The organism is Knoellia sinensis KCTC 19936, from assembly GCF_000768705.1.
In the GTDB taxonomy this organism is placed as follows: Bacteria; Actinomycetota; Actinomycetes; order Actinomycetales; family Dermatophilaceae; genus Knoellia; species Knoellia sinensis.
Genome location: NZ_AVPJ01000055.1, coordinates 1 through 519 on the forward strand (window position 1 = coordinate 1; position 519 = coordinate 519).

At 66.9% G+C, this 519-nt stretch carries 1 protein-coding gene; it reads left to right on the forward strand.

The genetic code is table 11. The features are described from left to right. Positions 1–116 precede the first annotated feature (116 nt). A partial coding sequence (locus tag N802_RS19160; RefSeq protein ID WP_035919736.1) for an IS256 family transposase occupies positions 117–519 on the forward strand: 403 nt, incomplete at its 3' end.

A 519-nucleotide genomic window follows, 5' to 3' on the forward strand; every position in this document is an offset into this window, starting at 1 on the left:
GACAGAGCCCCGGGGAGTGGTGGGGATTGGGTGACGGCGCGGCGTCCTGACTAGAGGGGCCACCGGCGAGATTCTCGATGTGTACCGCCAAGCACTCATCGAAGGAGATCTCACCGATGGCCTTGTCCCAGTCTGCCTTGTCCGAACTGCAGGAAGTGTTCCGCTCCGGCGAGGGCACCGATTTCATCCGCGAGTGTGTCCGGGTCGCGATGCAGGAGCTGATCGACGCCGAAGCGACCAGCGCGATCGGCGCCGGACGTTACGAGCGCACCGAGTCCCGGGTAACCGAACGCAATGGGTCGCGGCCGCGGCTGCTGACCACGCACGCCGGTGACATCGAGCTGGCGGTGCCGAAGCTGCGCGCCGGGTCGTTCTTCCCCTCGATCTTGTCGCCGCGACGCCGGATCGACCAAGCCCTGTACGCGGTCGTGATGGAGGCCTACGTGCACGGGGTCTCGACCCGCAACGTCGACGACCTGGTCACCGCCTTGGGTGGGACGGGGATCTCCAAGTCCGAGG